Below are 23184 nucleotides of genomic sequence, written 5' to 3'. Positions count from 1 at the left end.
TCGGAGACCCGCATCATGCGTTCCCTTCCCGCCCGTCGTCTCGCCGCCGTCGCCCTGACCGCCGCCGCCTCCGTGGTGGCGCTGGCCGGTCCGGCCTTCGCGCACGTCACCGTGAACCCGGGTTCGGCCGCCCAGGGTGGCTACACGGCCGTCGACTTCCGGGTGCCGAACGAGAGCGACACCGCGAGCACCGTGAAGCTGGAGGTCAACCTCCCGCTGGACCACCCGCTGGCGTCGGTCCGGACCCTGCCGCTGCCGGGCTGGACCGCCACCCTGGAGAAGTCCAAGCTCGACAAGCCGATCAAGGTGCACGGCAGCGACGTCAACGAGGCCGTCTCCAAGATCACCTGGACCGCCGACGCCGGCACCAAGGTCTCCCCCGGGCAGTTCCAGGAGTTCCGGGTCTCGCTCGGCCCGCTGCCGACCGACGCCGACAGCATGGTCTTCAAGGCCCTGCAGACCTACGACAACGGCGATGTCGTCCGCTGGATCGACGAGTCCAAGGACGGCCAGCCCGAGCCGGCCCACCCGGCCCCGGTCCTGAAGCTCACCAAGGCCGCCGCGGGCGGGGACGACCACGGCGTCACCGCCTCCCCGGCCGCCGACGCCCACGGCGGCAGCTCGGACCACGCCGCCGCCTCCGACGGCGGCAGCAAGAGCAGCGACTCCACCGCCCGCACCCTCGGTGTGGTCGGCATCGTGGTCGGCGTGATCGGCACCGCCGTCGGCGTGCTCGGCCTGCGCCGCAAGAACGGCGGCTCCGCCTCCTGACCCCCGCGCCGACGGGGCCGTACCCAGGCCGTACGGCCGCACCCCCGCCGTGCCCGCACCCCGGGTCCGGCCCCGTCGGCGGTCCACCGCGCACGATCGGATCACGCACGCATGCCCCGCACCGCCCGTACCGCCCGCACCACCCGCCTGGCCGGCGCGGCCGCCCTCGCGCTGGCCGCCGCCCTGACGCTGTCCGCCTGCGGCTCCTCCGGCGGTGACTCCACCGCCGCGAAGGTCACCCAGCAGAAGGAGGACACCCCGTACCAGGGCACCAAGCTGGCGAAGAACTTCGAGAAGCCGGACCTCCAGCTGACCGACACCTCCGGCCGGCCGTACGACCTGCGGCAGCAGACCAACGGCAAGGCCACCCTGCTGTTCTTCGGCTACACCAGCTGCCCGGACGTCTGCCCGACCACCATGGGCGACATCGGCGTCGCGATGAAGGCGCTCTCCCCGGAGGACCGGCAGAAGGTCAACGTCGTCTTCGTCTCCACCGACCCGCAGCGCGACACCCCCAAGGTGCTGCGCACCTGGCTGGACTCGATGGGCAGCGACTTCATAGGCCTCACCGGCGACCTGGCCAAGGTGAAGACCGCCGCCAAGTCGCTCGGCATCATGATCGAGGACCCGGTGGTCAACGCGGACGGCACGGTCACCTCCACCCACGGCGCGCAGGTGCTGGCCTTCCTCCCCTCGGACGACAAGGCGCACGTGCTCTACATGAGCGGCACCGAGGAGAAGACCTACGAGCACGACCTGCCGTTGCTCGCCAAGGGGGTCGCGGCGTGACGACGGGGACCCGCCGCTTCCGCCGGACCGCCCTGCTGGGCGCCGTCGTCGCGACCGCCCTCGGCGGCGGCGCCATCCTGGCCGCCTGCGGGACGGACGGCCAGGACGGGGCCGGCGGCGGGCCGGCCAGGCTCAGCGTCGCCGACTCCTACATCCCGCTGCCGCCGGCCGGCGGCATGGCGGCCGGCTACCTGACCGTCCGCAACGACGGCGGGCAGGACCAGCTGGTCAAGGTGACCAGCCCGGGCGCCGAGTCGGTCACCATGCACCGCTCGACCCCGTCGAGCATGGAACAGGTCGACACCCTGGACGTGCCCGCCCACGGCGCGCTGCAGTTCGCCCGCGGCGGCACCCACCTCATGATCATGGGCTGGCAGAAGGCCCCCACCCTGGGCGACGAGGTCGAACTCGACCTCACCTTCGCCAAGTCCGGCACCATCTCGGTCAAGGTGCCGGTCAAGGAGCTCACCTACCGCCCCGGCCAGAGTTAAGGGGACCGCCACCATGCAGTCGGCCGGCCTGGAGAAGGCCTCGCACCGCCGGATCGCCGGGGTGCTCGGAGTGCTCGGCGCGTTGCTCGCGCTGATGCTCGCGGGCGCCGGACCGGCCTCCGCGCACGCCACCCTGGATTCCACCGACCCCCGGCAGAACTCGGTGGTCGCCACCGCCCCGCCGGAGGTCACCCTGACCTTCAGCGAGTCCGTGTCGCTCTCCTCCGACTCCGTCCGGGTGCTCGACCCGGCCGGCAAGGCCGTGGACACCGGCAACCCCGCGCACGCCGACGGCAAGGGCAACACCGCCCGGGTCGGGCTGAAGGGCGGGCTCGCCAACGGCACGTACACGGTGGCCTGGCGGGCGGTCTCGGAGGACTCGCACCCGGTCGGCGGGGCGTTCACCTTCTCCATCGGCGCCCCCTCGGACACCTCGGTGTCGGCCACCGCGCTGCAGGGCGCCAAGGCCGACGACGTGGTCGCCGCCCTCTACGGCACCGGGCGCACGGTCGCGTACGCCGCGTTCGCGCTCCTGGCCGGCGTCGCCGCCTTCGTGCTGATCTGCTGGCCGGCCGGCACCGCCCGGCGCCCGGTGCAGCGGCTGCTGATGACCGGCTGGACGACACTGCTGGTCTCCACCGTCGCGGTGCTGATGCTGCGCGGCCCGTACGAGCGCGGCTCGGGCGTCGGGCAGGCCTTCGACCTGTCGCTGGTACGCGCCACGCTCGACGAGCGGATCGGCACCGCGCTGGCCGCCCGGCTGCTGCTGCTCGCGGCGGGCGGGGTGTTCCTGTCGCTGCTGGTCGGCCAGCTGGGGCAGCCGCCACGGCCGCTCCCCGCGAAGCCCGCCGAGGACAGCGGCGGCGACGAGGGCGAGGACGCCGAGGCCGCCGAACTGCGCGAGCTGGAGCAGCGGGCCGCCGAACGGCCGCAGCGGGAGACCCGGCTCGGCCTCGGCGTGGCCGGGCTGCTGCTGGCGGTCGCCCTCTCGGCCACCTGGGTCGGCGCCGACCACGCCTCGGTGGGCATCCAGGTCTGGCTGGCGCTGCCGCTCGGCATCCTGCACCTGATCGCGATGGCGCTCTGGCTGGGCGGGCTGGCCGCGCTGCTGGTCGCGCTGCGCGAGGGCGTGGGCGCCGAGGTGGTCGACCGCTTCTCCAGGATCGCCTTCGGCTCGGTGGCCGTCCTCGCCGCGACCGGGATCTACCAGTCCTGGCGGGGACTCGGCAGCTGGGGCGCGCTGACCGGCACCGCGTACGGGCGGCTGCTGCTGGTGAAGAGCGGCTGCGTGGTCGTGATGATCGGCGTCGCCTGGATGTCCCGTTCCTGGCTGGCCCGGCTGCGGTCGGCCCCGGCCGAGGCGGCCGAGGTCGAACAGGCCGAGGTGCCGGAGCCGGTCGGCGCCACGGCGCACGGCGAGGACCCGGTCCGCCGGGCCCAGCTGGCCCGCCAGCAGGCCGCCCGCCAGAACGCCGGACGCGAACGCGGACTGACCCCGACCCGGGCCGGACTGCGCCGCTCGGTGCTGGTCGAGGCCCTGGTCGCGGTCGCGGTGCTGGTGGTCACCACCATGCTCACCAACTCGCCGCCCGGACGGGTCGCGAGCGAGATCACGGCCGGAACCGCCGCGCCGGCCGCCGGCGGGGCCGTGGCCGCGCCGCAGACCGAGCCGGGCCGCACCGTCGAGCTCAAGCTCCCGTACGACACCAAGGGCCGGACTCCGAACGCCAAGGGCACCGCGACCGTCACCCTCAACCCGGCCCGGACCGGCCCGAACGAGGTGAAGCTCGCGCTGGACGGCGCGGACGGGCAGCCGGTGGACGTCCCCGAGGTGCAGCTCGCCTTCACCCTGCCGGACCGCGACCTCGGCCCACTGCCGGTCGCGCTCACCCCGGAAGGCACCGGCCGCTGGAGCGGTACCGCGCAACTGCCGCTGGCGGGCACCTGGGTGGTGTCGGTGCAGATCCGCTCCTCCGACATCGACCAGACCACGCCGACCCAGCAGTTCAAGATCGGCTGACGGCGATGGACGACGTGACGACGACGGAGCAGGCCTCGGCAGGGCAGGACCCGGCGGAGCAAGCCTCGGCAGGGCAGGACCCGGCGGGCCGTACGGGTTTCACCCGGCGGGCGCTGCTCGGCACCGCCGGCGCCGGGCTGCTGGTCGGCGCGGGCACGGGCGTCGCCGGGGCGGTCGCCCTGGAGGGCACCGACCACCCCGCGGGTGCGGCACCCGCGGGCGGCGCGCTCGGCGCGGCCCGGGTGCCGTTCCGCGGCGAGCACCAGGCCGGGATCCTCGAACCGCAGCAGGCCCGGGTCCAGCTGGCCGCCTTCGACCTGGCCGAGGGGGCGGGCCGGGACGGGCTGCGCGCCCTGCTGCAGCGCTGGACGAAGGCGGCCGAGCGGCTGACCGCCGGGGAGCCGGCCGAGGAGTTCGACAACCAGATCGCCCTGGACGCCGGGCCCTGCTCGCTCACCCTCACCGTCGGCTTCGGCGCGGCGCTCTTCGACAAGGCCGGGCTCGCCGACCGCCGACCGCCCGGGCTCGAACCGCTGCCCGCCTTCCCCGGCGACGCGCTCGACCCGGCCCGCGGCGACGGCGACCTGTTCGTCCAGATCGGCGCCGACGACGCACTGGTGGCGGTGCACGCCCTGCGGGTACTGCAGCGACTGGCGGCCGGTACGGCGGCGCTGCGCTGGCAGTCGGCCGGCTTCGCCCGGACCCCCGGGGCCGCCGCACGGCCGGTGACCGGCCGCAACCTGATGGGCCAGGTCGACGGCACCAACAACCCGAAGCCGGGCGAGGACGGCTTCGCCGCCAAGGTGTTCTGCACCGCCGACGGCGACCGGCAGGGCTGGTCGGCCGGCGGCTCGTACCTGGTGTTCCGGCGGATCCGGATGCTGCTGGACCACTGGGAGGCGCTCCCGGTGGACCGGCAGGAGCGGGTGATCGGCCGGCGCAAGGCGGACGGCGCCCCGCTCGGCTCGCCCGCCGGAGCCGACGAGCACACCCCGGTCGACCTGTCCGCGCAGGGCCCGGACGGCGCCCTGTCGATCCCCGCCGACGCGCACATCCGGGTCGCCGCCCCGGCGGCCAACGGCGGGGCGGCCATGCTGCGGCGCGGCTTCTCGTACCACGACGGGCTGCTGCCGGACGGCTCGCCGGACGCCGGGCTGCTCTTCCTCGCCTTCCAGGCCGACCCGCGCCAGGGCTTCACCCCGGTGCAGCGCAAGCTCTCCCGGGGCGACGGCCTCTCCCGCTTCCTACGGCACGAGGCGAGCGGCCTGTACGCGGTGCCGCCGGCCGCGCCGGACGGGGGCTACCTCGGTCAGCAGCTGCTGGAAGAGGGGTAGCCGCAGGCCGCTGCCCGGGGCACCCGGCCCAGGCGCCCGAGGCCCTTAGCACAGGCGGTCCCGGCCATTGGAACGCTTTCCTGCCGGGACCGCGGAATCGTTAGGGTGACTGTTTCGGCACCACCCTGCAGCACCGAGTCCCACGGAGGCGTCATGTCGGCCACCCGCTACACCTACCTCGGCCCGGCCGGCACCTTCACCGAGGCGGCGCTGCACACCCTGCCCGAGGCGGGGACGCGGGAGCTGGTGCCGCTGTCCTCGGTAGCGCTGGCGCTGGACGCGGTGCGCGTCGGGGAGGCCGCGGGGGCGTTCGTGCCGATCGAGAACTCGGTGGAGGGCGCGGTCACCGCGACCAACGACGAACTGGCTTCCGGCGCACCGCTGATGATCTACCGCGAGGTGCTGTTGCCGATCTCCTTCGCGCTGCTGGTACGGCCGGGCACCGAGCTGTCCGGGGTCAAGACGGTGACCAGCCACCCGGTGGCCCAGCCGCAGGTGCGCCGCTGGCTGGCGGCCAACCTGCCGGAGGCGACCTGGGAGTCGGCCGCCTCCAACGCGGACGGCGCCCGGCTGGTCTCCGAGGGCCGCTACGACGGGGCGTTCGCGGGCGAGTTCGCGGCGCCGATCTACGGGCTGGACCCGCTGGTCAAGGACATCGCGGACGCCAAGAGCGCGGCCACCCGGTTCGTCCTGGTGGGCCGCCCGGGCCGGGTCTCCTCGCCGACCGGCGCGGACAAGACCTCGATGGTGGTCTGGCTGCCGGACGACCACCCGGGCGCGCTGCTGGAGCTGCTGCAGGAGTTCGCGGTGCGCGGGGTCAACCTGATGCGGATCGAGTCCCGGCCGACCGGCGAGGGCCTGGGCAACTACTGCTTCCTGATCGACTGCGAGGGCCACCTGTCCGAGCGCCGGGTGGGCGAGGCGATCATGGGGCTCAAGCGGATCTGCCCGCAGGTGCGGTACCTCGGCTCCTATCCGCGCGCCGACCGGCAGGTCTCCACCCACCGGCGGCCGGGGACCTCGGACGAGGATTTCACCTCGGCAGCGGACTGGCTCTCCCGTGCGCTCGACGGGCGCGGGGACATCTGAGACATCTGAGCGACACCTGTTGTCTTTCTGACCTTTTCCGACCGTTTTGGATCGGGCCGATCAGGCGGGGCGGGCGACCGTCCCCGTCATCCACAGGGCGGTCCGGCACCGGGGGCCACTGTCCACAGGCCTCTCCGCTGTCCACAGCCGGAAGTTATCCACAGGCCTGGGGATGAGTCGACAAACCGGTATAGCCATTGCCCAGAACTGGTCGGATCATCGGTTTGCGCCACAGAGATGACTAATCGGACCAGAGTCACCTGGTTGCCAGCAAATCACCCGTCTGAGTGCTTCAATTCCCTCACTCGAGAAGGTCGAATGAGGTTTGAAACATCAATTCCCTGGTTCGACCGCGCGGAGGGTGATCTTCCTCTTCGATCCACAGCCCCGGCCCCAGCCCTGTGGATAACCCGCCTACGGCGAGTTCCCCACAGAAGTTATCCACAGGATCGGGCCGGTTATCCCCAGGGAAAAACCGGTACCGGTGGAGGAACGCCCGCCCGGTACGCTTGGGCCTGTGATTGACCTTCGCCTGCTCCGTGAGGACCCTGACCGAGTGCGCGCCTCGCAGCGCGTCCGTGGCGAGGACGTCGACCTGGTCGACGCCCTCCTCTCCGCCGACGAACGGCGCCGGTCCTCGGGCAGCCGCTTCGACGAACTGCGCAGCGAGCAGCGAGTGCTCGGCAAGCAGGTCGCCCAGGCCAAGGGCGACGAGAAAACCGCCCTGCTGCAGCGCACCAAGGACCTGGCCGCCGCGGTCAAGGCCGCGGACGCCGAGCAGAGTGCCGCCAAGGAGGAGGCCGACCGCCTGCTCCGCTCGCTGGCGAACCTCATCGACCCGGCCGCTCCGGTCGGCGGCGAGGAGGACTTCGTCACCCTCGAGGAGATCGGCACCCCGCGCGACTTCGCCGCCGAGGGCTTCGAGCCGCGCGACCACGTCGAACTCGGCCAGATCCTGGGCGCGATCGACACCGAGCGCGGCGCCAAGGTCGCCGGCGCCCGCTCCTACTACCTGACCGGCGTCGGCGCGCTGCTGGAGCTCGCCCTGGTCAACATGGCGATCGCCCAGGCCACCGCGGCCGGCTTCACCCCGATGATCACCCCGACCCTGGTCCGCCCGGCCGCCATGGACGGCACCGGCTTCCTCGGCCAGGCCGCCGAGAACGTGTACCACCTCGCCGAGGACGACCGGTACCTGGTCGGCACCAGCGAGGTCCCGCTCGCGGCGTACCACATGGACGAGATCCTCGACGCCGAGAAGCTGCCGCTGCGCTACGCCGGCTACTCGTCCTGCTTCCGCCGCGAGGCCGGCACCTACGGCAAGGACACCCGCGGCATCATCCGCGTCCACCAGTTCGAGAAGGTGGAGATGTTCGTCTACACCACGCCGGAGGACGCGGAGAACGAGCACCGCCGCCTGCTCCAGTGGGAGAAGGACTTCCTCAACGCGCTGGAGCTGCCGTACCGGGTCATCGACGTCGCCTCCGGCGACCTCGGAGCCTCGGCCGCGCGCAAGTTCGACATCGAGGCCTGGATCCCCACCCAGGGCAAGTACCGCGAGGTCACCTCGACCTCCAACACCACCGAGTACCAGGCCCGCCGCCTGTCGATCCGGATGCGCGAAGAGGGCAAGACCCGCCCGCTCGCCACCCTGAACGGCACCCTGGTCGCGATCCCGCGCACCATCGTGGCGATCCTCGAGAACCACCAGCAGGCCGACGGATCCGTCGTCGTGCCCGAGGCGCTGCGGCCGTTCCTCGGCGGGCGGACCGTCCTCGAGCCGGTCAAGTAACCACTCGCATCACCCGCACCACCGCGCAGCATCCGCTCCACCCGCTCCACCCGCAACTCCCGGGAGACGACCGGCCCATGAGCACCACCAGCCCCAGCCCCGTCTCCCCGGCAGGCACCCGGGACGGTGGCGGCCTGCCCTACCGGCTGGTCGCCACCGACCTCGACGGCACCCTGCTGACCAGCGAGGAAACCGTCTCCGAGCGCACCCGCGCCGCCCTGGCCACGGCCACCGGCGCGGGCGCGCTGCACATCGTCGTCACCGGCCGCTCGGCCGTCTGGGCCCGTCCGGTCTTCGACGAGATCGGCTACACCGGGATAGCCGTCTGCGGCCAGGGCGCCCAGGTCTACGACGCCGGCGCGCACAAGCTGCTCACCTCGCTCACCCTGGACCGCCGGCTCGCCGCGCTCGCCATCGAGAAGATCGAGGCCGAGACCGGCCCGCTCGCCGTCGCCGCCAACCAGGACGGCCTCGACGGCCAGGTGCTGGCCGGCCCCGGCTACGAACTGCTGATCGGCTCCGACCTGCCCGTCGTCCGGGTCAACCGCGACGGACTGCTCGCCTCCCCGGTCAGCAAGCTCTACATCCAGCACCACGCGCTCACCGACGACGCCCTCGCCGAAGCCGCCCGCCGCGCCGCCGGCGACCTGGTCGGCGTCGTGATGGCCGGCCCCGGCGTGGTCGAACTGCTCCCGCTGGGCCTGTCCAAGGCCACCGGCCTGGCCGTCGCCGCCCGCCGCCTGGGCCTGCGCGCCGCCGACACCATCGCCTTCGGCGACATGCCCAACGACGTCCCGATGTTCGGCTGGGCCGCCTACGGCGTGGCCATGGCCAACGCCCACGAAGAGCTCCTCGCCGTCGCCGACGCCGTCACCACCAGCAACGACGAGGACGGCGTCGCGGCCGTCCTGGAGCGCCTCTACCCGGCCCGCTGACCCCGCCCGCCGACCCCGCGCCCGCCGAGCCGGCCCGCTGACCCCGCCCGCTGACCGGGCGCCGGAGAGGGTGCGGCGTGTCGCCGGTCGGGCGTTCACGCACTGTTCCCCACTAGTTGTAGGATGACCGGGCAAGCAGTTGTAGGATGACCCACGACTGGTGAAGGCGCGTGTTGCGGTGGCGAAGGGAGGTCCGGAATGAGCGGCGACGGCAGTGGCCTGCAGGCAGCCGGACGGCGATCCCTGGTGGACACCGCGATCGACCAGCTGCGCGAGCAACTGGCCGGCGGGGTCTGGCCGGTGGGGTCGCGGATTCCCACCGAGCACGAGCTGGCCGAACGGCTGCAGGTCGGGCGGAACACCGTGCGGGAGGCGATCCGGGTGCTGGTGCACGCCGGGATGCTGGTCTCCCGGCAGGGCGAGGGGACGTTCGTCCGCTCGACCAGCGACCCGGCGGCCGTCCTGCGCGGCGTCCAGCGTTCGGGCATCCGGGACGTCCTGGAGGTCCGCGCGGCGCTGGAGGCCGAGGGCGCCCGGCTGGCCGCGCTGCGGCACACCCCCGAGGACATCCGGCGGATGCGGGCCGCGCTGGCCCGTGAGGCCGAGGTGTTCGCGGCGCACCCCGAGCGGGCGAGCCGCGAGGCCACCGTCGAGCACGACCTGGAGTTCCACACCGCCGTCGTCGAGGCCGCGCACAACCCCGCGCTGGCCGAGGTGTACCGCTACTTCGGCGCCTCCGTACGCGAGGCGATGACCTCCGCCTTCGGCGACCACGACATGCCCGAGGCGGTCGTGGCGACCCACGAGGCGCTGGTCGACGCGATCGAGAGCGGTGACCCGGACCGGGCCGAGGCGGCGTGTCGTGCGCTGCTCGCCGGCCCGACCGCGGCCGTCGAGCAGCTGCTCGCGGCCATCGCGGCCCGGAAGTAGGACGGCGCGAGCCTCCTCCCCCTTCCCGCCCGCATCCACGCACATCCGAGAGAGAACAGCACACCCATGGCCGTCACCCGTGCCCAGCAGCCGGTTGCCACCACCCCTGCCCCGCTCCCCGTCCGCGCCCGGCTGGCCCATCCGCTCCTGCTGCTGACCGGCATCCTGCTGGTCGCGCTGAACATGCGGGCCTGCCTGGCCGCGATCTCCCCGATGGTCAACGAGATCCAGCGGACCTTCGGACTCTCCGCGACCGCGAGCGGCCTGATCACCACCGTGCCGGTGCTGTTCCAGGGCGTCGGCGCCCCGCTCACCCCCCGGCTCACCCGCCGGTTCGGCGCCGAGCGGGTGGTGCTGGGCGCGGTGCTGGTGCTGGGCGCGGGCGTGCTGCTGCGGGTGCTGCCCTCGGTGGCGGCGCTGTACGCGGGCTGCGTGGTGATCGGCGTGGCCATCGCGGTGCTGAACGTGTCGATGCCGGGCCTGGTCAAGCGGGAGTTCCCGGACCGCGCGGCGACCATGACCGGCGTCTACTCGACCACCATGCTGGTCGGCGCGACCCTCGCCGCCGGCACCTCCGTCCCGCTGGAGCACGTGCTCGGCGGCGGCTGGCGGGCCTCGCTCGGCGCGTGGTCGCTGCTCGCGCTGGTCGCGGCGGTGGCGTGGCTGCCGCAGGTGCTGCGCAGCCGTCAGGAGCGGGGCGCGGTGGACGCGGCGGCGGTGCCGGGCAAGGCGATCGAGGGCATCTGGAAGTCCCCGCTGGCCTGGCAGATCAGCCTGTTCATGGGCATCTCGTCGCTGCTGGTCTACACCCTGGTGGCCTGGATGCCGACCATCCTGGCCGACCACGGCATGGACCGCGGCCAGGCCGGCCTGGTCTTCGCCTTCTCCAACCTGGTGCAGGTGGCCGGTGCCTTCCTGGTGCCGCTGATGGCCGGCCGGATGACCAACCAGCGCGCCCTGGCGGTGACCATGGCCGCGCTGAACGGGCTGGGCATCGCGATGCTGCTGGTCGCGCCGGTCTCCGCGGCGTGGCTGTCGGCGACGGTCCTCGGCGTGGCCCAGGGCGGTTCGCTGGGCCTGGGCCTGGCGTTCATCGTGCTGCGCACCGGCAACGCGGCCGGTGCCGCCCAGCTGGGCGGGATGTCGCAGGCGATCGGCTACCTGGTCGCGGCAATCGGCCCGGTCGGCGCGGGCGCGCTGCACCAGCTCACCGGCGGCTGGGAGACCACCCTGGTGCTGATGCTGGTGCTGGTCGCGGTGGTCGGCGCGGCCGGCTGGGGCGCGGGCCGCAACCGTACGCTCTGAGGCTCTCCGCACGGCGCTCCGGACCACCCGACGGTGGACCGGGGCGCCGTTCGGCTTCTGCCGTACGGTTCACGGCCGGGCCGCGTGCCGCCCTACGGCTCGTGGCTCTACGGCTCGCGGCCCTACGGCTCGCGGCCCTACGGCTCGCGGCTCTACGGCTCGCGGCTCACTCCTCGCCGGCCAGGGTCAGTCCGGCCAGCTTCACCGAGGCCAGCACCGTCGCCCCGACGGTGACCACCAGCAGCAGCGGGACGGCCGCCCCGAGGGAGACGTCGGCGCCGATCGCGGTGTCCCCGGCGACCGCCTCGGCCACCGCCCGGCCCCACTGCTGGACGCTCAGCGTCCGGGCGCCCTCGACGTAGTTGCCGACCACCGACTCCCAGATCAGGGCGTAGGCCAGTCCGGCGACCACCGCGTGCCGGGTGACCACGCCGAGCAGCAGGAACAGGGCGCTGTACGCGGCGCCGGCGACCAGGACCGCCACGGTGTAGCCGAGCACCATGCCGTCCCGGGTGCCGTACAGCAGCAGCCCGGACAGCAGGGTCGGGACGACCGAGAACAGCCAGGTGACGCCGGTCGCGACGGCCAGCTTGGTGGTGATGATCCGCCAGCGGGGCAGCGGCTTGGCGAGCAGGTAGACGATCGAGCCGTCGTCGATCTCGGTGGCGATGGCCCCGGTGCCGACCACCAGGCCGAGGATCGGGACCAGGGTGCCGAGGCCGAGCTGGCCGAGGATCTTGACGGTCAGGCCGTGTGCGTCGGCGCTCGACCCGCTCGCGATGGCGGAGATGAGCAGCAGCAGCGCGGGGACCGCCAGCAGCAGGAGGCCGCGGCGGCGGCCCAGCAGCCCGCGCAGGGTGAGCCTGGCGACGGTGGGGTTCATGGTCGGTCGGCCCCTTCCTGGGCAACGGCGGTCACAACGGCGGTCAGGGCGGTCAGGGCGGTCAGGGCGGCGGTCCCCGGGGTCACGGCGGCGCTCACGCGGAGACCAGGTACGAGAAGACGCTCTCCAGCGACTCGTCGGCCGGGGAGACGGTGTACAGCCGGATGCCGGCCTCCCGGGCGACCCTGGGCAGCAGGGTGGTGAAGCCCTGGAAGTTGACCGCCTCGATCCGCAGGGCCCGCTCCCGCTCGTCCACCTCGATGCCGGTGGTGGAGCCGTCGGCGATCAGCGCGGCGGCGAGCCGGCGGTCGTCGCTGGAGCGGACCAGGTAGCGGTGGGGGCGGTCGGTCATCAGTCGGCGGATCTTGCGGAAGTCGCCGGAGGCCGCGTGCCGTCCGGCCACCACGACCTCGATGTGCCGGGCCAGTTGTTCGACCTCCTCCAGGATGTGCGAGGAGAACAGCACGGTGCGGCCGTCCGCGCCGAAGCGGCGCAGCAGTTCCATCAGCTGGAGCCGCTGGCGCGGGTCCATGCCGTTGAAGGGCTCGTCGAGCAGCAGCACGGCCGGGTCGTGGACCAGCGCGGAGGCCATCTTGACCCGCTGCTTCATGCCCTTGGAGTACGTCCCGGTGCGACGGTCCTTGGCGTACGCCATCTCCACCAGGTCCAGGGCCCGGCGGGCGGCGGCGCCCGGCTGGGGCAGGCCGTGCAGTTCGGCGTTGGCGAGGACGAACTCCCAGCCGGTCAGGTAGTCGTACATCGACTCCCGCTCGGGAACCAGGCCGATCTGCCGGTACACCTGCTGGTTGCGCCAGATCGGCACGCCGTCCAGGGTGACCGCGCCGCTGGAGGGCGCGAGGAAGCCGCTCATCATGTGGATGAGGGTGGACTTGCCCGCGCCGTTGGGCCCGAGCAGGCCGGTGATGCCGGGGCCGATGACCATGGTGATGTCGTTGACCGCGACCACGTTCCCGAACCAGCGGGAGACCTTGTCGATGCTGATGGTGGCCATGCCGCCCTCTCAAACCTTCTTGTAGCGGCTCAGCAGCAGCCGGTAGGAGCCGACCACCAGGGCCGCGGCCACGAGTGCGAACACCGCCGTGCCGAGCCCGCCCGGGGCGTACCGGCGGTCGAGGCCGGTGCCGAGGTCGAACACCTCGTTGACCAGCGACTCCACCAGGTTGGTGGGCGAGATCAGCGACGTCCACTGCGCGGCGTCGGAGCCGGTCGTGCCCGGGTTGCTGATGCCGACCGCGATCCCGGCCACCGCGGCGCTGATCGCCAGGTAGCCCATGATGGCGGCGACCCCGAAGCCCCGGCGCGGGGTGGCGGCCGCGATCACCAGTGCCACCGAGGTCGGCACCAGGGCGTACAGCACCGCCGCGGCCAGGCCGTAGAGGAAGTGCCCGGTGTTGTACGAGAAGTCCATCCCGCCGAGCAGCGCGCCCAGGTACAGAACCAGCAACGGGGCTGCCATCAGCAGCAGTTGGGCGCAGACCATGGCCGCGAACTTGGCCCGGACGTAGTCGGTGCGGGTGATCGGGCGGGAGAAGTAGAGCGGGACGGTCTGGTACCGCAGGTCCCGGGAGAGCAGCACCGGCGCCTGGGAGGCGAGGAAGACCGAGACCACCAGGTTGAGGCTGGCGAGGTAGCCCGCGTACTCGACCGGCAGTTGGTCGCGCTTCAAGGTGATCGCGAGCGCCACGATGATCACGGCGGGCACCGTGACCACGCCCAGCACCAGCATCGGCAGCACCTTGGACTTGCCGGAGCGGCCGAGGCCGTACGCGGCGCGCAGGCTCTGGGTGAAGAGCGAACGGGTGGCGTAGCCGCGGCCGAGCCGGGGGCCGGTGTAGCCGCGGTAGCCGATGTCGTGGATGACGCCGGTGTCGGCGGGCCTGGTCTCAGGAGGCAGCGACATCGTCCGTCCCTCCCTTGCTCTGCTCGGTGGCCCGGGTGCCGTCGGCCCGGGAGTCGGTGGCCCGGGTGCCGTCGGCCGGGGAGGTGAAGAGTTCGGCGACCCGGTGCCGGCGCTGTTCCAGCCGGACCAGGCCGAGGCCCAGGTCGGCGACGGTGTCGCGGATGGTGTCGTACGTCGACTCGTCGGCCAGCCGGACCAGCACCAGGTGCGAGCCCTCCGGTTGGACGTCGATGCCGGCGGCGGCGAGGCGTTCGCGGAGCGCCGTGCCGGGTTCGAGGGCGTGGTCCTGCGGGTGGTCGGTGACCTCGACCGCGAGGACCGCCGTCGCCTCGGTGAAGGAGGCGGTGGAGGAGGAGCGCAGCAGCTTGCCGCCGTCGATGACGACCAGGTGGTCGCAGGTGCGTTCCAGCTCGCCGAGCAGGTGGGTGGTGACCAGCACCGAGATGCCGAAGTCGGTGTGCACGCGGCGGATCAGCGCCAGCATCTCGTCCCGGCCGGCCGGGTCGAGGCCGTTGGTCGGCTCGTCCAGCAGCACCAGCTTGGGGTCGTGGACCAGGGCCTGGGCGAGCTTGACCCGCTGCTTCATGCCGGTCGAGTACCCGCCCATCGGCCGGTACCGCTCCTCGTGGAGGCCGACGTGCCGCAGGGTGTCCGCGGTGCGCTCACGGGCGGCGGTGGCGGGCAGGCCCGCCATCCGGGCCATGTGCACGACGAACTCGGTGGCGGAGACGTCCGGTGGCAGGCAGTCGTTCTCGGGCATGTAGCCGACCCGCTCGCGGATCTCGGAGCCCCGGGTGGCGATGTCCAGGCCGAGGACCTCGCCGCGGCCGGAGGTCGCCGGGGCGAGCCCGAGCAGGATCTTGATCAGTGTGGACTTGCCCGCCCCGTTGGACCCGACCAGCCCGACCACCCCCGGCTGCACCTCGACGGTGAGCTGGTCGAGGGCGGTGACCCGGGGGAACCTCTTGGTGAGGCCGTCCGTCTTGATGACAGCTGTGGACACGCCTTCAACGTAATGGCCCTGCGCGGCAGGGGTCATGAGCTGGAATGACGAGCCCGTCTGCTGCTGCGGTATGACGCGGGGGCCGATCTCCCCTAGGGGTAGGGGGGATCGGCCCGGGGTCAGCAGCCCGCCGTCAGGGGTGCAGGTCAGGCGGGCGGGGTCAGGCGTGCGGGGTCAGGACCGCCGGATCAGGAGTGCCGGATCAGGAGTGCGGGCGCTCCCACAGCTCGGTGACCTTGCCGGAGGCGTCGAGCGCCAGCTTGTAGTCGCCGGCCGAGCAGGGGTACGAGCCCTTCTCGTTGTGCGGGGTCGCGAGGCACTCGGTGATGTGCTTGACCAGGTCGGCCACGTTGACGTCCTTCGGCGCGGCGATCACCGACCGGAGGTGGCCCTTGGCGGCGGGCGCGAACGCGGCGGTCTTGTCGGCGCCCACCGGGTCGAAGCCGACGTCGTCGACGCCGCAGACGTCCTTGGTCTCCTTGTAGACCAGGTTGGTCGCGGTGGTGCCCTTCACCGGGTAGATCCACTTCTGGCCGGCCGGCAGCGGGTCGTGGGTGCAGAAGCCCTCCTCACTGCCCGGGGTGCCGGACGGCGCGGGCTTCCCGGTGCCGGCCGGGGCGGCGGTGGGCGAGGCGGGAGCCGCGGCGGTCGGGGCGGCGGACGCGGTGTTCGACCCGCTTCCCGCGCCCTGGTCCGACGAGTTGTCCGGTCCGCAGGCGGCCAGGCCGAACGCGGCGGTGGCGACCAGAGCGGTGGCGAGCAGTCTCCTGGATGCAGACATGAAGAAGGAACCCCCGTTGTAACGCATGATCAGATTGAAGGTGCGGCGGACAGACTAGCGCCTCGCCCCGACGCCCTCCGGGGCCCTCCCTCCCCGTCCCGCCCGCCGAAGCGCCCCACCCGGCCCGCCGAAGGGCCCCGTCCGTCCCGCCGGAGCGCCCGGGGCGTCGGGCGCTCCGGCGGGAGGGGTCAACCCAGCTGCGCCAGACCCTCGGTGGCGATCCGCTCGAAGACGGCGAGGTCGTTCTCGAAGATCGAGTCGGGGACCGGCCAGTGGACCACCAGCTCGGTGATGCCCAACTCCCGGTAGGTGCCCGCCCAGTCGACGAAGGCGTCCACGGACGCCAGCGGCTTCTCCGCCGTCGAGCCCTGGAGCAGCACCTTCTCCAGCGTGGCCACGTCCCGGCCGGTCTCCTCGCAGGCCGCCGTGAGCTTCCCGATCTGCTGCGCGATCACCCCGGGCGCCTGCTCGACCGGCACGTCCGCCGGGCCCTTCGGGTCGCCGTACGTGACCCAGCCCTGCCCGTACTCGGCGGCCAGCTTCAGGCCGCGCGGGCCGGTCGCGGCGACGTAGAACGGCACCCGCGGCGTCTGCACGCAGCCGGGGATGTTCCGCGCCTCGACCGCCGAGTAGTAGGTGCCCTCGCGGGTGGTGGCGTCCTCGCGCAGCAACTCGTCCAGCAGCGGCAGGAACTCGCCGAACCGGGCCGCCCGCTCCTTCGGCGACCACGCCTCCTGGCCCATCGCCGTCGCGTCGAATCCCGTGCCGCCGGCCCCGATCCCCAGGGTGAGCCGTCCGCCGGACACGTCGTCCAGCGTGACCAGTTCCTTCGCCAGCGTCACCGGGTGCCGGAAGTTCGGCGAGGTGACGAGGGTCCCGAGCCGCAGCCGCTCGGTGGCGGTGGCCGCTGCCGTCAGGGTCGGGACCGACCCGAACCACGGCTCGTCGCGGAAGGACCGCCAGGACAGATGGTCGTAGGTGTACGCGGCATGGAAGCCGAGGTCCTCGGCCCGACGCCAGATCTTCTGCCCCTCGCTCCACCGGTGGATGGGGAGGATCACCGTGCTCAGTCGCATGGCAACGACCCTACGGCAGCCGTCAGCGGCCGACGCCCTCTGACCGGACGACCTCTTTGCCCCGTGATGAAGCCGGTACGGAGCCCTGGCCTGCGGGATTCGCAACAGTCAGGGCGACGCGGATTCAACGCTGCAGCCAGCTCAGCAGGGTCGTCGCCGTGAACACCGTGCCCGACGCCAGCCAGACCGCGCGCGGGGTCAGCCACCCGGGGCCTTCCAGGGGCTGGGACTGCGGGACCGGCGCCAGCAGCGCGTCTGCGAAGGCCTGGGCGGTCGGCGGTCGGTCCGCCGGCTCGACGGACGTCGCGGCCCGTAGCAGCACGGCGACGTTCGGTGGGAGCTCCGCTCCGGCTGGGAGCGCCGGCAGCGTCGAGGCGGACTGCCGGTCGGTCATCAGGGCTGTGGCGCGTCCGCCCGGGCCGAACGGCTTCTGCCCGGTCAGCAGCTCGTAGGCCACGACGGCCAACGCGTACACGTCGGCCCTCCCGTCGAACCCGCCGGTCTGGAAGGCCTGTTCCGGTGCCATGTACGCGGGCGTGCCCGTGGTCACCGTAAGCCCGGATGCGTCGGCCAGTTGCTTGGCGCTGCCCAGATCCGCCACCAGCACCGCGGCGGGCGCAGGGCCGGCGGCGAGCAGCAGGTTGGACGGCTTGACGTCGCGGTGCACCACGCCCGCCTCGTGCAGGACCTGGACCGCGTAGCTCGCCTCCGCGGCCAGCCGCAGCGCCTCCTGCGGGTCGCACTGCCCGACCCGGTCCGCCAGGGTGCCGCCGCGTACGTAGTCCATGACGAAGTAGGGCCGGTCCTCCTGCACCCCGACGTCGTGCACCCGGACCACCCGCGGGCTGGCGATCCGGCGCAGCAGCCTCGCCTCCGCCAGGAACCGCTCGCGCACATCGGCGTTGGCGGCCCAGTTCTCGGCCAGCACCTTCACCGCGACCTCGGTGTCGAGCTCCGGATCGTAGGCCTTCCAGACCGTCGCGAAGGAGCCGGCTCCGAGCCGGTCCAGGAGGAGGTAACGGCCGAGCTTGCGCATGTGGCAGCATTCTGCCGGAGTCGGGGGGAGCGCGGAACTCCCGTTCGTCGGGTGGCATGCCAGGCGGGACGAAACGGGGGGATCCGGATGTTCGAGGACGGCGAGCTGGAACGGCTCGTGGCGGCTGCTCAGGCAGGGGACCCGGGGTCGATGGAGCACCTGCTGGCCAAGCTGCGGCCGGTGCTGCTGCGCCGCTGCTCGCGCTTCCTGCCCCACCACGCCGACGCGGAGGAGGCCGCGCAGGACGCGCTGCTGTCCATCAGCACGCACCTGGGCGAGTACGGCGGCCGCGGCTCCTTCCTGGGCTGGGTGACGGTGATCGCCTCGAACGCCGCCCGGTCCACCTACCGCTCGATGCGCCGGCGCGCCGAGGACAGCCACGCCGACCTCCCCGAGTCCGTCGACCCGCGCACCACCAGCGTCATCGCCGGGACCCGGCTCGACCTGATGGAGGCGCTGGCCGCGCTGGAGCAGCAACACCCCGCCCTGGTGGAGGCCTTGGTGCTGCGCGACCTGGGCGACCTGACCTACGTCCAGGTGGCCGAGGCGCTGGACGCCCCGTTGGGCACGGTCAAGGACCGTATCCACCAGGCCCGCCGCTTCATGCGCGAGCGCCTGGTCCCGGGTCTGTGAACGGCGGTCCCGCGGCGGGCGGCGGCCACGCCGTCGTCCGGCTCCGGTCCGCCGTCGCCGCCCTGGCGGCAGCCGCCGCGCTCGGGCTGGCGGCCGGCCGATTCGTCCTGCCACCGCCCCCCGGCGCCACCGCGCACCCGGCAGCACGGTCGGGTGCCGCGGTCGGCGGGGCATCCCAGGGCGCGTCCGCTCTCGCGACGCCCGGCGGGTCCGTCCCGACGCCCGAGTCCTCGGCCTCCGGCTCCGGCTCCGGCTCCGCCTCGCCGACCGGTGCGACCGGTGCGACCGGTGCGACCGGGCCGGTGACGACCGCGAACCTTCTGGGACCCGCGGCGTTCGGCCCGGACCTCGGCATCGGGCAGATCCACGTCACCGACCGGTACGGCGACGGGTCTTACGCCAACGCGGCCTGCTCCGGCGAGAAGACCCTCACTCAGACCCTGGGCGGGCCCGGCGCCCACTTCCGCGGGCTGATGACCAGCCCCCGCACCAACCCGGACGACCCCACGCTGGCCGCCGCCGGCGTCGACCAGGTCGCCCGCGAGGTCGCCGCCGATGCCCCGAGCCCTTCCCGGGCGCAGAACTTCACCGAGCGCCTGCTGCTGGAGGAGGTGCCCTGCCAGGAGGAACAGCCAGGGCACTGGATCTACGGAAGGACCACGACGGTGCAACTCGCCCCGGACGTCACCGCGAGCTGGATGGGCACCTACCAGGGATCGCTCAACACCACTGGCAGAGCGCCCGAGGGCAAGGAGCCCTGCGGCGGCATCGCCGTGCTGCGCAGCGGCAACCACTACGGGGTGCTGGAGGTCGATGCCTGCCTGGGCACGGCCGCGATGGATCGCGTCGTCAGGACCGCTCTGTCACAGCTGTGAAACAGCCGGTCAGGGCTCCAACTTTCCCTCCCCCGGCGGCATCTCCCCGGTTGTACGAGGACGCAGCAGGCGTCCCGACCAGCAGGGGGACCAGATGACCGAGAACCAGACCGTCCAGCAGAAGTCCGTTCGCCGCAACCGGATCGCCGCCGCGGCCTGCTTCGCCGCCGCACTGATCACGGCCAGCGTCGTCGGCACCCAGTCGGCCGCCGCCGACGGGGCCGCGCACAACGCACCGCACCGCACCGCGGTCGCCGCCCACCCGGCTGCGGTCGCCGCGCCCGGACTCGGCTCCGCCGACCTCGTCCAGAGCGAGGACTTCCAGCAGGGCCTGAACCCGGTTGGCGCGACCGTTGCGCTGACCGGACGCCAGGCGCTGTCCGCGTGCTCCGGCGAGGAGACGATGCGCGACCTGACCAAGGACAAGGCCACCGCGTACGCGTCCGTGACCTGGACCTTCGACACCGATGGCCGGCTGTTCGAGTCGGCCGCGAGCGCCCCCACCGAGACCGCGGCCGCCACCTGGGAGAAGCAGCTCGTCGCGCTCGTTCAGGACTGCCAGGACGAGCCCGCCGGCCACTGGCACTACGGCGCGGCCCACACCCTGACCGTCACCGGCGGCACCGCCCACTGGTACCCGGCCTACAACGGCGACGGCACCGTCAGCGGCGGGGTCGCGGTCCTGCGCAGCGGCACCAAGGTCGCCGTCGTCGAGCTCACCGGCCGGCCCACCGACGCCCCGGCCCACGTCGAAGGCATCGCCACCGCAGCACTGAACCGCCTCTCCTCCTGAACGGCAGGGCCGCTCCGCCCGCGCCGCCGGGCGGAGCGGGCCCCGAACTCGGTCGCCGTGGCGGCGGCGGTCAGGGTCGGGACCGAGCCGCACCAGGGCGCGTCCCGGAAGGTCCGTCAGGACATGTGGTCGTAGGTGTACGCAGCGTGGAAGCCGAGTTCTTCGGCCCGACGCCGGATCTTCTGCCCCTCGCTCCACCGGTGGTCGGGGAGGACCACCGTGCTCAGTCGCATGCCGACGACCCCACGGGAGGCGAGCCGGGGGCCTCCGCGCGCGGCGAGGGGGGTATTCGGTTGCGGAGGTGTCCGCACGGCCTGATAGAACTCCGGTCGGACCTTCGTTCGAGAGTCCATCGAATCATCAAAATGGGGGGAGCGCGGATGTCCCATCCGACGCCACACGCCCGGCCGGTGTGGACCGCGAGACCACTGTCCCGCACGGCCGTCCTGGCCATAGCCACCGCGGCCCTGGTCACCTACGCGGGCCTGCCGGCCGCCCACGCCGACGCTCCGACGACGCAGCGCGTCGGCACCGTGCCGACCGCCCCGGGGAACGCCACCAAGACCGCCGCACCTGCGGACGACACGCCGGTGCAGCTCAGCGTGCACCTGAAGTCCCGCAACGAGGCCGGCGCCAACGCGCTCGCCGCGGCGGTGAGCGACCAGGCATCGCCGCAGTACCACCACTTCCTGCAGACCGGTGAGTTCGCGCAGCGCTTCGGCGCCGACCCGGCCACCGTCGCCAAGGTCAGCCAGGCCCTCAAGGCCCAGGGCCTGAAGCCCGGCGCGCTCGCGGCCGACGGCCTGACCATCCCGGTCGCCACCACCGTCGCCGAGGCCAAGAAGTCCTTCGACGTGGACCTGGCCGGCTACACGACGCCCGACGGCCGGACCGGCTTCCTCAACACCGCCGCCCCCGCCGTGCGTTCCGACGTGGCCGGGGCGATCACCGGCGTCGTCGGCCTGAACACGCTGGCCCAGGCGCACAGCAGCCACGTGATCGGGGCCACCGGCCAGGGCGGCGCGGGGCTCGCGCACCCGGCCGCGACGCCCGCCGCGACCGGCGGCTACCCGGCGATGTGCACCGGCGCGGCCTCGCAGTTCCCGGGCAAGACGGACGGCAAGGACTACTTCAGCCCGTCCGCGCTCGCCTCGGCCTACGGCCTGAACGGCATGACCGACGGCGGCTTCGGCACGACCGTCGCCGTCTTCGCGCTGGAGGACTACTCGGACGCCGGTCTGAGCACCTTCCAGTCCTGCTACGGCACCAACGCCTCGGTGCAGCGGGTCAAGGTCAACTCGGGTTACCAGGCCCCGCCGACCAACAACGGCGTCGGCGTCGAGACCGCGCTGGACATCGACACCGTCATCGGTCTCGCGCCCCGCGCGAACGTGCTGGTCTACCAGGGTCCGGACGCCTCGCGCGCCACCCAGGTGGACATCCAGAACACCTACCGCCAGATCGTCTCGGACAACCACGCCCAGGTGGTCACCACCAGCTGGGGCGTCTGCGACCAGGTGATGTCGGGCAGCGACCTGTCGGCCGAGCGCGACATCTTCCTCCAGGCCGCGCTGCAGGGCCAGACCGTGGTGGCGGCCTCGGGTGACGACGGCTCCAGCGGCTGCAACTACCTGGCGAACGCCGGCGCGCCGGCTTCCGTCACCAACCTGCTGAGCACCTCCGACCCGGCGAGCCAGCCGCTCGTCACCGGTGTCGGCGGCACCACCCTGAGCAGCAACGGCGGCGCCGTCTCCGAGTCGGTGTGGAACCACAACGGCGGCGCGAGCGGCGGCGGCGTCTCCCGCTGGGCCCTCAGCACCTCCTACCAGGCCGGCTACTACGGCCCGGGCTACACCAACCGGTGCCAGGGCGCGGCCGGCACGACCTGCCGCCAGGTCCCCGACGTGGCCGCCAACGCCGACCCGTCGACCGGCTACGTGGTCGCCACCGGCGCCGGCTCCTGGATGATCATCGGCGGCACCAGCGGCTCCGCTCCGCTCTGGGCCGCCATCACGGCGCACCAGAACAACCCGGGCTGCAGCGGCCGGGTGGGCTTCATCGCCCCGGCGTTCTACTGGGCCGCGAAGAACGGCATCAACGCGCTGCGGGACGTCACCTCCGGCAACAACGACATCGGCATCCAGGGCGGCCTGTACTGGGCCGGGCAGGGCTACGACATGGCCACCGGCCTGGGCACCCCTGACGCCGACAAGGTGATGAAGCTGGTCTGCAACCCGAACGCCGGCTACGACCGGACGATCGAGGTCGTGGAGAACGGCCAGCTGCACGAGGTCTACACCGACGTGACCGGCTGGCACGACGGCGCCGTCCCCGGCGTCACCGGCCTCTCCGCGCTGAGCTTCACCTACAACGCCAACGGCAACCGGGTGATCGAGGCCATCGAGAACGGTGAGCTGCACGAGATCTACACCGACGCCACCGGCTGGCACGACGGTGTGATCCCGGGCCTGTCCGGCATCACCGCGATGAGCTTCGGCTTCAGCCCCTCGGGCGACCGCGTCATCGAGGCCATCAAGGGCGGCGAGCTGCACGAGATCTACAGCGCCTCCGACGGCTGGCACGACGGCGTGATCCCGGGCCTGTCCGGCATCACCACGATGAGCTTCAGCTACAGCCCCTCGGGCGACCGCGTCATCGAGGCCATCAAGGGCGGCGAGCTGCACGAGATCTACAGCGCCTCCGACGGCTGGCACGACGGCGTGATCC

General features: G+C 73.0%; 21 protein-coding genes and 1 pseudogene. 14 read left to right on the top strand and 8 right to left on the bottom strand.

Going from position 1 to position 23184, the window contains the following annotated elements; translation table 11 throughout:
* Positions 1 to 15 precede the first annotated feature (15 nt).
* The 10 genes from ACZ52J_RS03990 (at position 16) to ACZ52J_RS03945 (ending at position 11456) form a co-directional block, all read left to right on the top strand.
* Positions 16 to 771, top strand: a complete 756-nt coding sequence (locus tag ACZ52J_RS03990) for a YcnI family copper-binding membrane protein (protein ID WP_465615610.1) — start codon at positions 16 to 18, stop codon at positions 769 to 771.
* A 111-nt stretch (positions 772 to 882) separates the two neighbouring features.
* Complete coding sequence (locus ACZ52J_RS03985) at positions 883 to 1560, top strand: SCO family protein (protein ID WP_465615608.1); 678 nt, start codon at positions 883 to 885, stop codon at positions 1558 to 1560.
* Positions 1557 to 2051, top strand: a complete 495-nt coding sequence (locus ACZ52J_RS03980) for a copper chaperone PCu(A)C (RefSeq protein ID WP_360497958.1) — start codon at positions 1557 to 1559, stop codon at positions 2049 to 2051. The genes ACZ52J_RS03985 and ACZ52J_RS03980 overlap by 4 nt, the downstream gene beginning before the upstream one ends.
* 13 nt (positions 2052 to 2064) lie before the next feature.
* Entirely contained in the window at positions 2065 to 4071 is a 2007-nt protein-coding gene (locus tag ACZ52J_RS03975) for a copper resistance CopC/CopD family protein (RefSeq protein ID WP_465615606.1), read from the top strand.
* A gap of 5 nt (positions 4072 to 4076) precedes the next feature.
* Positions 4077 to 5405: an iron uptake transporter deferrochelatase/peroxidase subunit gene (gene efeB / locus ACZ52J_RS03970; RefSeq protein WP_465615604.1), complete on the top strand. Its 1329-nt coding sequence runs from the start codon at positions 4077 to 4079 to the stop codon at positions 5403 to 5405.
* 153 nt (positions 5406 to 5558) lie between these two features.
* Positions 5559 to 6494: a prephenate dehydratase gene (gene pheA, locus ACZ52J_RS03965; protein ID WP_360497964.1), complete on the top strand. Its 936-nt coding sequence runs from the start codon at positions 5559 to 5561 to the stop codon at positions 6492 to 6494.
* A 517-nt stretch (positions 6495 to 7011) separates the two neighbouring features.
* Positions 7012 to 8286, top strand: coding sequence for a serine--tRNA ligase (serS, locus tag ACZ52J_RS03960; protein ID WP_360497966.1), 1275 nt, complete (start codon positions 7012 to 7014; stop codon positions 8284 to 8286).
* A gap of 77 nt (positions 8287 to 8363) precedes the next feature.
* On the top strand, positions 8364 to 9221 hold the full coding sequence (locus ACZ52J_RS03955) for an HAD family hydrolase (RefSeq protein ID WP_465615601.1): 858 nt from the start codon (positions 8364 to 8366) through the stop codon (positions 9219 to 9221).
* A gap of 198 nt (positions 9222 to 9419) precedes the next feature.
* Entirely contained in the window at positions 9420 to 10151 is a 732-nt protein-coding gene (locus ACZ52J_RS03950) for a FadR/GntR family transcriptional regulator (RefSeq protein ID WP_360497970.1), read from the top strand.
* A 66-nt stretch (positions 10152 to 10217) separates the two neighbouring features.
* Entirely contained in the window at positions 10218 to 11456 is a 1239-nt protein-coding gene (locus ACZ52J_RS03945) for a CynX/NimT family MFS transporter (RefSeq protein WP_465615598.1), read from the top strand.
* 166 nt (positions 11457 to 11622) lie between these two features.
* Here ACZ52J_RS03945 and ACZ52J_RS03940 read toward each other — a convergent pair whose 3' ends face one another.
* The 7 genes from ACZ52J_RS03940 to ACZ52J_RS03910 all read right to left on the bottom strand — a co-directional run bounded on the left by ACZ52J_RS03940 (position 11623) and on the right by ACZ52J_RS03910 (position 18156).
* Positions 11623 to 12339, bottom strand: coding sequence for an ABC transporter permease (locus tag ACZ52J_RS03940; RefSeq protein WP_465615596.1), 717 nt, complete (start codon positions 12337 to 12339; stop codon positions 11623 to 11625).
* Positions 12340 to 12433: 94 nt separating this feature from the next.
* The gene (locus ACZ52J_RS03935; RefSeq protein WP_360497976.1) at positions 12434 to 13351 is read right to left on the bottom strand and encodes an ABC transporter ATP-binding protein; all 918 of its coding nucleotides are present in this window, start codon (positions 13349 to 13351) and stop codon (positions 12434 to 12436) included.
* A gap of 9 nt (positions 13352 to 13360) precedes the next feature.
* The gene (locus ACZ52J_RS03930; protein WP_465615594.1) at positions 13361 to 14260 is read right to left on the bottom strand and encodes an ABC transporter permease; all 900 of its coding nucleotides are present in this window, start codon (positions 14258 to 14260) and stop codon (positions 13361 to 13363) included.
* Positions 14244 to 15299 (bottom strand): ABC transporter ATP-binding protein, encoded by a 1056-nt coding sequence (locus tag ACZ52J_RS03925; protein WP_465615592.1) that lies wholly within the window; start codon positions 15297 to 15299, stop codon positions 14244 to 14246. Before ACZ52J_RS03925 ends, ACZ52J_RS03930 begins: the two co-directional genes overlap by 17 nt.
* Positions 15300 to 15465: 166 nt before the next feature.
* Entirely contained in the window at positions 15466 to 16071 is a 606-nt protein-coding gene (locus ACZ52J_RS03920; protein WP_465615590.1) for a hypothetical protein, read from the bottom strand.
* Positions 16072 to 16232: 161 nt separating this feature from the next.
* Positions 16233 to 17120, bottom strand: a complete 888-nt coding sequence (locus tag ACZ52J_RS03915; RefSeq protein ID WP_360497984.1) for an LLM class flavin-dependent oxidoreductase — start codon at positions 17118 to 17120, stop codon at positions 16233 to 16235.
* A gap of 124 nt (positions 17121 to 17244) precedes the next feature.
* On the bottom strand, positions 17245 to 18156 hold the full coding sequence (locus ACZ52J_RS03910; protein ID WP_465615588.1) for a serine/threonine-protein kinase: 912 nt from the start codon (positions 18154 to 18156) through the stop codon (positions 17245 to 17247).
* Positions 18157 to 18243: 87 nt separating this feature from the next.
* Here ACZ52J_RS03910 and ACZ52J_RS03905 point away from each other — a divergent pair, with 87 nt between their 5' ends.
* From ACZ52J_RS03905 to ACZ52J_RS03895, 3 genes are all read left to right on the top strand, one after another.
* Positions 18244 to 18789, top strand: a complete 546-nt coding sequence (locus ACZ52J_RS03905; protein ID WP_465615586.1) for an RNA polymerase sigma factor — start codon at positions 18244 to 18246, stop codon at positions 18787 to 18789.
* Positions 18786 to 19664: a hypothetical protein gene (locus tag ACZ52J_RS03900; RefSeq protein WP_465615584.1), complete on the top strand. Its 879-nt coding sequence runs from the start codon at positions 18786 to 18788 to the stop codon at positions 19662 to 19664. The genes ACZ52J_RS03905 and ACZ52J_RS03900 overlap by 4 nt, the downstream gene beginning before the upstream one ends.
* A gap of 94 nt (positions 19665 to 19758) precedes the next feature.
* On the top strand, positions 19759 to 20457 hold the full coding sequence (locus ACZ52J_RS03895; RefSeq protein ID WP_465615582.1) for a hypothetical protein: 699 nt from the start codon (positions 19759 to 19761) through the stop codon (positions 20455 to 20457).
* A 47-nt stretch (positions 20458 to 20504) separates the two neighbouring features.
* Here ACZ52J_RS03895 and ACZ52J_RS03890 read toward each other — a convergent pair.
* Positions 20505 to 20810, bottom strand: a pseudogene (locus ACZ52J_RS03890) (hypothetical protein); the annotation flags it as partial.
* Between the two features lie 27 nt (positions 20811 to 20837).
* Between ACZ52J_RS03890 and ACZ52J_RS03885 the strand changes: the two are divergent.
* Positions 20838 to 23184: S53 family peptidase (locus ACZ52J_RS03885; RefSeq protein WP_465615580.1), on the top strand; the 2347-nt coding region annotated here is incomplete at its 3' end.

The sequence above is a fragment of the Kitasatospora sp. NPDC034035 genome (assembly GCF_055575755.1).
The sequence above is the reverse complement of the archived record's forward strand: the minus strand, read 5'-3'. Positions and strand labels throughout refer to the sequence as shown.

What these genes read in the sequence shown, in the direction of transcription:
- ACZ52J_RS03990 (WP_465615610.1), top strand. Translation starts at nt 16, where the DNA reads ATGCGTTCCCTTCCCGCCCGTCGTCTCGCCGCCGTCGCCCTGACCGCC.
- ACZ52J_RS03985 (WP_465615608.1), top strand. Translation starts at nt 883, where the DNA reads ATGCCCCGCACCGCCCGTACCGCCCGCACCACCCGCCTGGCCGGCGCG.
- ACZ52J_RS03975 (WP_465615606.1), top strand. Translation starts at nt 2,065, where the DNA reads ATGCAGTCGGCCGGCCTGGAGAAGGCCTCGCACCGCCGGATCGCCGGG.
- efeB (WP_465615604.1), top strand. Translation starts at nt 4,077, where the DNA reads ATGGACGACGTGACGACGACGGAGCAGGCCTCGGCAGGGCAGGACCCG.
- pheA (WP_360497964.1), top strand. Translation starts at nt 5,559, where the DNA reads ATGTCGGCCACCCGCTACACCTACCTCGGCCCGGCCGGCACCTTCACC.
- ACZ52J_RS03955 (WP_465615601.1), top strand. Translation starts at nt 8,364, where the DNA reads ATGAGCACCACCAGCCCCAGCCCCGTCTCCCCGGCAGGCACCCGGGAC.
- ACZ52J_RS03950 (WP_360497970.1), top strand. Translation starts at nt 9,420, where the DNA reads ATGAGCGGCGACGGCAGTGGCCTGCAGGCAGCCGGACGGCGATCCCTG.
- ACZ52J_RS03945 (WP_465615598.1), top strand. Translation starts at nt 10,218, where the DNA reads ATGGCCGTCACCCGTGCCCAGCAGCCGGTTGCCACCACCCCTGCCCCG.
- ACZ52J_RS03940 (WP_465615596.1), bottom strand. Translation starts at nt 12,339, where the DNA reads ATGAACCCCACCGTCGCCAGGCTCACCCTGCGCGGGCTGCTGGGCCGC.
- ACZ52J_RS03935 (WP_360497976.1), bottom strand. Translation starts at nt 13,351, where the DNA reads ATGGCCACCATCAGCATCGACAAGGTCTCCCGCTGGTTCGGGAACGTG.
- ACZ52J_RS03930 (WP_465615594.1), bottom strand. Translation starts at nt 14,260, where the DNA reads ATGTCGCTGCCTCCTGAGACCAGGCCCGCCGACACCGGCGTCATCCAC.
- ACZ52J_RS03925 (WP_465615592.1), bottom strand. Translation starts at nt 15,299, where the DNA reads ATGACCCCTGCCGCGCAGGGCCATTACGTTGAAGGCGTGTCCACAGCT.
- ACZ52J_RS03920 (WP_465615590.1), bottom strand. Translation starts at nt 16,071, where the DNA reads ATGCGTTACAACGGGGGTTCCTTCTTCATGTCTGCATCCAGGAGACTG.
- ACZ52J_RS03915 (WP_360497984.1), bottom strand. Translation starts at nt 17,120, where the DNA reads ATGCGACTGAGCACGGTGATCCTCCCCATCCACCGGTGGAGCGAGGGG.
- ACZ52J_RS03910 (WP_465615588.1), bottom strand. Translation starts at nt 18,156, where the DNA reads ATGCGCAAGCTCGGCCGTTACCTCCTCCTGGACCGGCTCGGAGCCGGC.
- ACZ52J_RS03905 (WP_465615586.1), top strand. Translation starts at nt 18,244, where the DNA reads ATGTTCGAGGACGGCGAGCTGGAACGGCTCGTGGCGGCTGCTCAGGCA.
- ACZ52J_RS03895 (WP_465615582.1), top strand. Translation starts at nt 19,759, where the DNA reads ATGACCGAGAACCAGACCGTCCAGCAGAAGTCCGTTCGCCGCAACCGG.